General features: G+C 60.8%; 7 protein-coding genes. 2 read left to right on the top strand and 5 right to left on the bottom strand.

What is annotated here, in order from left to right:
- From H1Y01_RS16075 to H1Y01_RS16060, 4 genes are all read right to left on the bottom strand, one after another.
- Positions 1-628 (bottom strand): hypothetical protein (locus H1Y01_RS16075; RefSeq protein WP_219341612.1); only part of this gene is annotated, 628 nt, incomplete at its 3' end.
- Positions 625-1,407, bottom strand: coding sequence for a hypothetical protein (locus tag H1Y01_RS16070; RefSeq protein ID WP_219341611.1), 783 nt, complete (start codon positions 1,405-1,407; stop codon positions 625-627). The genes H1Y01_RS16075 and H1Y01_RS16070, both read right to left, overlap by 4 nt.
- Positions 1,404-1,910, bottom strand: coding sequence for a hypothetical protein (locus tag H1Y01_RS16065; protein WP_180541523.1), 507 nt, complete (start codon positions 1,908-1,910; stop codon positions 1,404-1,406). Before H1Y01_RS16065 ends, H1Y01_RS16070 begins: the two co-directional genes overlap by 4 nt.
- 50 nt (positions 1,911-1,960) lie before the next feature.
- The gene (locus tag H1Y01_RS16060) at positions 1,961-2,683 is read right to left on the bottom strand and encodes a protein phosphatase 2C domain-containing protein (protein ID WP_180541522.1); all 723 of its coding nucleotides are present in this window, start codon (positions 2,681-2,683) and stop codon (positions 1,961-1,963) included.
- Positions 2,684-3,012: 329 nt separating this feature from the next.
- On the opposite strand from H1Y01_RS16060, the gene H1Y01_RS16055 reads away from it, so the two are divergent.
- Positions 3,013-4,395 carry a Gfo/Idh/MocA family protein gene (locus H1Y01_RS16055; RefSeq protein ID WP_180541521.1) on the top strand — a complete coding sequence of 461 codons (1,383 nt, stop codon included), beginning with the start codon at positions 3,013-3,015 and terminating at the stop codon, positions 4,393-4,395.
- 15 nt (positions 4,396-4,410) lie between these two features.
- Positions 4,411-6,753, top strand: a complete 2,343-nt coding sequence (locus H1Y01_RS16050; RefSeq protein ID WP_180541520.1) for a hybrid sensor histidine kinase/response regulator — start codon at positions 4,411-4,413, stop codon at positions 6,751-6,753.
- A 675-nt stretch (positions 6,754-7,428) separates the two neighbouring features.
- On the opposite strand, the gene H1Y01_RS16045 is transcribed toward H1Y01_RS16050, so the two are convergent.
- Entirely contained in the window at positions 7,429-8,082 is a 654-nt protein-coding gene (locus H1Y01_RS16045; RefSeq protein ID WP_180541519.1) for a class I SAM-dependent methyltransferase, read from the bottom strand.
- Positions 8,083-8,212: the final 130 nt, after the last annotated feature.

Below are 8,212 nucleotides of genomic sequence, written 5' to 3'. Positions count from 1 at the left end.
ATATGGCGGTCGTTGCTGCCCCGTAAATACCCGCCAGCGCGAATGTGACCTGCTGTCCCGGCTGCAAGACTAGCGGCAGCGAAGGCGCCGCCACGAGCGTGAAATCGCCGAGGACCGCGATGTTGCCGACCGTCACCGGACCCGTGCCGTTGTTCACCAGGATGCACGAAAGTTGGCCGTTGTAGGAGGCCGGGAAAGTCAGGACGGTCGGCGTATCCACATGCGCTTGCGTGGAGCCCGCGGCCGATTGGACGAATAACGAAGCAGCGGCATCGCCGCGCGCGAACGTGAAAATCGTGAGCGCGTCGATCTGGATCGAGCCGCTCGAATAGCCGGCGGCCAGCGGCGCGAAAGCGAGCGTCAGGGTCACCGTCTGCGATGGCGCCAGATGGAACGCGGACTCGCAGCAGAGCGTGTAGTACTCGCCGGTTGCGATGGCGCTGTTCACGGTGACGTTCGCTGTGCCGGTGTTCACGACATCGAACGCGAACTGTTCCGTGTCTCCGACAGGCGCATCCGGCAGAACCAGTTGGGTTCCAATGAGCGCTCCGGTGGCGTGATTCTTGACGACGACTTGCGCGGAACAAACAGCCGCCGAGAGAAGCGCAATCAGGACGAGTCGTTTCATCGCGTCACCAACACCGGACTGGTCCGCGGTTTCGGCGCGACTTGGGGCCGGACGGGAATTTCCAACAGCTGCAGCGCGCCATTTAACATCCAGCGCGCGTTGATCGAAACCGTTCGCGAGCCGGACGCCTGCAAGCTCTGCACCGGCGACGGAACCGGGATGGCGGTAGTCGTTCCGTTGGGAGCCGTCCAGATGAGCCCCGCGGCGGAAGTGGTAAGCCATCCGCCATTGAAAGCGATTGCAGGAGTTGCTCCTGAAACCGCTACTTGATTACTTGTCAACTGGTCCGCCGTGCTCAACGAACAGGACCACAGTTGGTTACCGGAGAGTGTTAACAGCGGAATGCTCTGCCCCGCAGTAAGACCAAGAGCGACAACAGCACCTCCGATGTTCGCAGTCGAAATTGTCGCCCCTTGAGGCGTCTGTAGAGTCATGCAAGCTCCGGCACAAAACCACTGAAGCGAACCATCGGAGGCAAATGACGCCATCGCCGCCCCGCTAACCGTGCTCTCGATTGATGACTGCTCCTGTCCCGATCTATCCGTGATCACGAATGCCGAAGCACTCTTCAACAGTCCGGCGTTATCGCTGAAACTGGCCGAGATGAAAGCGCCTGGAAGCGGAATCGATTCGCCTCGAAGCAGATTTCCGAAGACCCCGTGGATGGGAATCAGCCGGCCCGCCGGATCCAAGACCACGCCCGCGATCGGCGCGTTCACGCCCTGCGCAATGCTCATCCGCGCCGCGAGCAATAACAAGCAAACCGTTAGACGCATCATGGTTTTCCCACGACTCCAGTCGGAACTCCGAACGTAGGCGGCAACGTCGCGTTTGCGCCCCCGGCAGTTGAGGTCCGGCCCTTGGCATAGTCCGCGGCCGCCGCGAGCAGCAGGACTCCTGCCGCCTCCCACAGATGCGGGTGTGCGCCGATCAGCGAATGCAGGGGGTGCTTTCGCGAATCCGGGGCGATGAATTGCGTGGAAAGCGTGCCTGCCCGCGCTTCGCCCTTGGCTACGGTGACGCGGACCTGAAACTGCCCGGCGAAACCGCCCGCCTGCAGCGATCGCAGGGAGGCGTGGCCACCGTCGGTGGTCAAAATTTCAGTCTTGAGCCCGTTGCGAAAGGTTCCCGAGACGCCGTCTTCCGGCAGCCGGAAACTAACAATCGCGCGATCCACCAGCGCGCCTGTTTCATCCGTAACTTCAACGACCAGGGGGCGCTGAATCCTCTCGCCTTCTCGAATAACCTGTCCGTCGCCCGAAACGATCCGCGCTTCGAGCAAGCCGGATTGCGCATGTAGAAGGGTGGGGGCGATGCAGACGGCAGAAATAACTAGGAAGCGGCTATGAGAACGGCGGTGATGTTGTCCGGGCCGCCTGCCGCGCGTGCGGCGTTTATCAAATGCAAACACTTCTCTTCCAAGGTGTTTGCGGCTTCCGGGTTGTCTCCCAGGATTCTCTGGATCTGCTCAGGGGTAACCAGCCCGTGGAGGCCGTCGCTCGAGAGCAGCAAAAACGCGGCCGGCTCCGTCCGGATGTCGTAGAGTCTCACATCCAGAGCCTCGGAAACACCCAGGGCCATGGTGAGGACGTGCCGCAAAGGATGCTTCTGCAGCGCCTCTTCGTCGAGACCCAGCGGCCGGCCCACTTCCTGAACCCACGTCTGATCTTTAGTGATCAGCCGCAGCTCCCCGTGAGCCCAAAGGTAAGCGCGGCTATCGCCTACGCTGGCGATGGTGAACGAATCGCCACGGTCCAGCGCCGCCACGAGAGTGGTTCCCATGCCTTGCAATTCAGGGTTATTGCGCGCTTCGTTGAGGATCACCGCATTCGCTTTTTCGATTGCGCTCAACAGCGTTGCGGCATCTCTCAATGGTGTGGCGAGCAGGGTTTCCGATACGGACTCAACCGCCAGCCGGGAGGCTTCCGCGCCGCCCCGAGCCCCTCCCATTCCGTCCGCCAGCAGATAGATCCCGGCCTCCGCATCGACAAAAAACCGGTCTTCGTTCCGCGCCCGCACCTTGCCCGTATCCGTTCGGGCACAAACATTGCGCATTCGTAAACCACTATACGAGAAGTCGCAAATCGGATGGTTTACCGCAGGTGCGCGAGAAAAAACTCGGGAGCGGCTCGCCCGGAGGTTAGCCCACCGGTCAGTTACAGTCGACCGGTCGCTTACGCTCGCGGCTCAGTTACAGTCGACCGGTCGCTTACGCTCGCGGCTCAGTTACAGACCCTCCCTTTCGGTCGGGCTCGGAGTGGGGCTGTACGGTCCTTTTTCATCTTGCCGAACTCAGTTACAGTCGACCGGTCGCTTCCGCTCGCGGCTCAGTTAGGGTCTTATTGCGAAATCTGTTACTTTATTGAACAGCAAAAACCAATCCTATGCCGGACCAGACTCTTACCCGCCGCAGTGCAGTCAAGCTCGCCGGAGCCGCCCTCGCCGCCCCCGCCATCCAGTCTCTGAAGGGCGCCAACCAGACGGTTTCGTTTGGCATCATCGGCACGGGAAGCCGCGGTTCCTATCTGCTGAAACACCTCAAGGGAATCGACAACGGCCACTGCACGGCCGTCTGCGATATCAACCCCGACAACCTGCAGCATGGATACGACACCATCGGGACGAATCCGACGAAGTATAAGGATTACCGCGATCTTTTAAACCGCAAAGACATAGACGCGGTCATCATTGCAACGCCGCTGTTCGTGCATTTTCCGGTCACGCGGGATGCGCTGCTCGCCGGAAAGCACACATTCTGCGAAAAGAGTCTCGTCTTTAAGCCGGAAGAAGTGCATGCGCTGCGGGCTCTCGCCTCGCAGTGCTCGAACCAGATTCTCCAGGTCGGCCTGCAGCGCCGCTACAGCGTTTTCTACCAGACGGTCAAAGAGATGGTCGATAAAGGCGTGCTCGGCAACGTCACCCACATCCAGGCGCAATGGAATCGCAACCCCGGTTGGAAAATGAAACCCAATCCCGATCCGGCCAAGCAGAAAATGCAGAACTGGCGGCTGTACCGCGATTGCTCCGGGGGGCTTGCGGCGGAACTCGCGTCGCACCAGGTCGACGTGGCGGACTGGATGTTCGGTTCCGTTCCCGAGTATGTCGTCGGCGTCGGCGGCCACGACTACATCTTCGATGGACGGGACATCAACGACAACGTTCAAGTCATTATCAAGTACCCCAAGAACCAAAAGTTCATCGGCACTTACATCAGCACCAACTCGCACCTGGCAATGTTCAACTCCACCCGCACGGAATTCGGCGAACTGATCATGGGCACCGAAGGATCGGTCGAAATCACGATCGGCGATGATACGCATCCCGCCTTGGCCGTTTGGTTCCGGGAGCCCGCGCAGCCCCATGTCACCACAGCCGGCGGAGGGGAGAAGAAGTGGCAGGCGGGCGCAACCATGGTGGCCGCGGGATCGCAGAAGGGTTTCCCGATCATGATGTATCGCGACGAGGTCGGGCCCAACGATAGTTTCGTCGATCGCGAAATGAAATTCGGACGGCGCTGGCTTTATACCAAGGGCATCGCGACGCCGGAAGAGCCCCGCAATCCGGTCGATATCGAACTCGAAAGCTTCTTCAATAACTGCCGCGACGGCCAGCGCCCCAAAGCGAACGTGGATGTCGGTCTGGCCGATTCCACCACCGTGATTCTTTCCAACCTGGCTTTCGATGAAGGCCGCCGTGTATACTTCAGCGAAATGGAAAAGATGGGACGGGACGAGAAGGGTAACGATAGTAAGCCGAAGCACGCCTAACGCCGCAGGTACCTAGTGACCGAAAGCAGCTCCGTAGCGGATCCGACCGCAAACCCGACGACGGAGGCCAGGGTTTCCGTGCTTAACGTTTCCGAAGTCGGCGTTTCCGATGTCACGCAGTCCGAAATCATCCTCAATGCGCTTCCACTTGGAATCCTGCTGGCGGACAGACGCGGTAAGGTCATCCATGCCAATGCGGCCGCGCTGAAGCTGCTGGGCGCCGCGAATATTGAAGGGCTGCTACGGACCCTGCACGGTTTTGAGCTGCGTGACCCCGACGGCAAGCGTGTTCCCCATGCAAATGGCCCGCTACAGCTCGCCGTCAAAGGCCAGACGGTCCGCGATCGCCCGTACGAAGTACACGGCTTCGGCATGCCGGTCTGGGTGGCCGCTTTCACGACCGAGCTGGTCCGCAACGACGGCGGCGATATCGAACATATCGTCGTCACGATTCGCGATGTAACGGAAGAAGCGAAGTCGCGGCGCGCGCTCCATGAGAGCGACGACCAGTTCCGGCTTGCGGTGGAAGCGGCCGAGCTCGGCACCTGGTTTTCGGGCCCGGGGGAAGGCGAAGTCACGTGGTCGGAGCGATGCAAGGCGATCTTCGGCCTGAAGCCGGACGCACGCATCACGCGTTCGGAGTTCGTCTCGCGCATCCATCCGGACGATCGGGATGCGGTCGAGGCGGCGATCCGCGACACGCTCGAAACGGGCCATCCGTACAACGCGGAGTTTCGCGTCGTGTGGCCCGACGGCAGCGTGCATTGGGTGCAGTCCTGGGGACGGCGCACGACGTATCCGGACGGCCCGCGCCCGTTCATGCAAGGCGTGGTCGTCAGCATTGACGATCGCAAGGCTGTCGAGCATCGGAAACAAGACGTCGCGAGCACCCTGCGCGCCATCATCGACTCCTCTCCAATGGCGATCGTCACGACGGATCACGCCGGCCGTGTGGTGATCTGGAACCCGTCCGCCGAGCGCATGCTCGGATTTGCCGCCGCCGACGTTGTCGGCAAACCCACGCCGTTGACCTTCGATCAGGAAACGGGCGCCGCTACGCTCGACTGCGCGCTTCCGCGCGCCGATGGCCAGCTGGTTGAAGTCCTTTGCTCGTTCGCGCCCATGCGATCGGATGAGGGCGCATTGACCGGACACCTGCTGATGTTTTCCGACATCACGGAACGCAAGCGCGTGCAGACTCAGCTTGAGCATGTGCAGCGGCTGGAAAGCCTGGGAGTGCTGGCGGGCGGGGTCGCGCACGATTTCAATAACCTGCTCACCGGCATCATCGGCAACGCCAGTCTCGCCACCTATACGCTTGAACCGGAACATGCCGCGCAGCCGATGTTGAAGGACGTCCTCCGCGCGGGTGAACGCGCCGCGGCGCTCACCAAACAGCTGCTGGCGTATGCGGGGAAAGGCCGCTTCCTGGCCACTCTGATCGACCTGAACGGCATCGCCCGGGACGCCGTCGCCGCGGCGCGCACTTCCATTGAAAATCCCCGCGTGACGCTCACGCTCCATCTTGCCCCCGACCTGCCGAAGGTGGAAGCCGATCCCGGTCAGATGCATCAGGTGTTGCTCAGCCTGGTATCCAACGGAATCGAAGCTATCGTTCCGGAGGACAGCGGTACTGTCGAGGTGCGAACGCGGGTGGAACGATTGACTCAGTCCGGCAGCCGCGGATGGGAAGCCGGCGCCTTCCTCGAATCGGGTCATTATGTGGTGGTCGACGTGATCGATACCGGCATCGGCATCGACGCCGACACGCGAACCCGTATCTTCGAACCGTTTTTCTCCACCAAGTTCACGGGGCGAGGACTGGGGCTCTCCGCGGTGCTCGGCATCGTGCGCCAGCACAACGGCGCGATTGCGCTCAACAGTTCCCCGGGGTCCGGAACCCGATTCTCGGTTTATCTCCCGGTGGCTTCCGGCCAACTCGGTGAGGAACCTCCGATCGGCGATGCGGAGAAGGCTCTGGACGCGGGGTTGATCCTGGTGGTGGACGACGAGCAGACCGTTCGGGAGACGCTGCGGCGCGCGCTGGAACATTGGAACTACAGCGCGATTCTGGCGGAGCACGGTCAGATCGCGCTCGAAGTGTTTCCGGCGATTGCGGCGCAGGTACATGCGGTGATTCTCGATCTCACGATGCCGGTGATGGGCGGCGAGGAGACGCTGCGGCATCTGCGGAAGATCCGGCCCGACGTTCCCGTGATATTGACCAGCGGTTACAGCCAGGCGGAAGCGATGCGGCGGATGGAGGGTAAGGGGGTGTCGGCTTTCTTGCAGAAACCGTTTACGGTGGATCAGGTGGTGGGTAAGTTGAGGAATTTGTTGGGGGTGAAGAAGTTCTAGAGCCGCGCCTGCGCGAGATCGTAGGTGGTCCGCAGGCGGAGCCAGTGATCGGCGCTTGACCAGCCGGCCATTTCCAGACGGATCGCCATTTCGTTTCCGTGCTTAGCGGAACTTTGTTAGATCCGACCTCATATAAAACGTCCATCCTCTCGTGAGCGGCCGGGGGATGGGCCGGTCGGCCACCGTGATGTGTTATACGTTTTGTATAGCGATGCGGTTTGAGTGGGACGATCAAAAAAAACCGGATCAACCAGCGGTCAGCAAAGGCTGGCTGAAAAAGAGCGATGGTCCCAGTGCTTGGGTGAAAATTACCAGTAGGAGCGACCAGCTGACACCCATTATTTGGGGCATCAACGGGATCAGTTGTTGCCAAAATGGACCGACCTTAAGAAGTCGTCGTACACATGCTCCGCGCTTCGCCTTTCCGGTGCCAGTGATACCAAAGTGATCTGTCCGTCATAAGTCTGGCCATCATGCTCAAAGGTAAAGACCGTCTTGAGATTCCTGATCTCTCGCTCCTTTGCGTTGACGCTGCTCGAAGTTTGCCAGGCCCTCGCTTGGCCGAGCGATAGAGATTTGGCCGAATTCGGATGAATAGGGCCGTCGGTGTCATCCACGCGCAAATGCACTTCAAAGAGAATGCAACTCCGGCCAAAGGGCGCAGCCGAAGCTTGTTCAGCGCTTGACCGCGAGCGTCAAACCGTCCGCGATCGGCAACAACGAGCTGATCACGCGCTCATCATGGCGGCGGCTCGCGTTGAATTCGCGGATGGCGACCGTGTCTTTCTCCCGATTGGCAGCGTCGATCACCTTCCCATCGCGCAGCGTGTTATCGACCGCAATCAGTCCGCCGCGCCGCATCAGCGCCAAGGTCTTCTCGAAGTACTCGGGATAACTCGTCTTATCCGCATCGATGAAGGCGAAGTCGAATCCTGCGCCCTCTTTGGTAAGCCGATCCAGAGACTCCAGCGCCGGACCGATGCGGAGATCGATCTTTCCTTCGACTCCGGCCTTCTTCCAGTACCGGCGAGCCACGGACGTGTACTCCTCGCTGATGTCCAGTGCCGTTATTCGACCGTCGTCCGGCAACGCGAGCGCGGCGGCGAGTGAGCTATACCCGGTGAACACGCCGATCTCGAGCGTCTTGCGCGCTCCCGTCGCGAGCACCAGCAATTGCAGGAACTGGCCTTGCAGCGCGGTGATTTGCATCTGGTGGTCCGGATGCGCGTCGGTCTCTGTTCGCAACGCGGCGAGCAACGGGTGCTCGGGCGCGGATACGCTCTCGACGTAACGGATCAGCGCTTCACTGGTAAAGAACTTCGATTCCATATCCGGTCACCGGTGTCGCCGAGAACCTAGAAGCGGCGCTCAACAACCAGCTCCGCCAGCGCCACAAGACTCCGCTGATAAGCCGATTCGTGCCAGTCCGTCGCAATCTCGATGGCCCGATCGCTGAACT

This window comes from Nevskia soli, assembly GCF_903970205.1.
Classification (GTDB): Bacteria; Acidobacteriota; Terriglobia; order Bryobacterales; family Bryobacteraceae; genus Bog-113.
The sequence above is the reverse complement of the archived record's forward strand: the minus strand, read 5'-3'. Positions and strand labels throughout refer to the sequence as shown.